This is a genomic window from Undibacterium sp. JH2W (assembly GCF_049340425.1).
Taxonomy (GTDB): domain Bacteria; phylum Pseudomonadota; class Gammaproteobacteria; order Burkholderiales; family Burkholderiaceae_D; genus Undibacterium.
Genome location: NZ_JBMPOT010000109.1, coordinates 1 through 255 on the forward strand (window position 1 = coordinate 1; position 255 = coordinate 255).

Annotated in this window: 1 protein-coding gene; it reads left to right on the forward strand. The window is 52.5% G+C overall.

Translation table 11 applies throughout. The annotated features are described in order from the left end of the window. A partial coding sequence (locus ACO0LC_RS29340; protein ID WP_423009813.1) for a hypothetical protein occupies nucleotides 1-255 on the forward strand: 255 nt, incomplete at both ends.

The following is a 255-nucleotide window of genomic DNA, read 5'->3' on the forward strand; positions in this document are numbered from 1 at the left end:
CTTCGCCAAACTGCCAGACGTCACAGGCGTATTGGTGCGCAACGTCTCCAACACAGCTGGTGTACCAAACAACACACCAACAGCTGGTACAGACGTATTCACACTGAACAACCTGACAGTTGGTCAAGCAGCAGCCATCACCATCAAACATGGTGACACCAACTCCAATGCCATCGGCCAAGCAACAATCAGCGCCAACCTGGCAACAGACAGCGGTGCAAGCGACACAGTTGCAGTGACCATTTCTGACGGTTT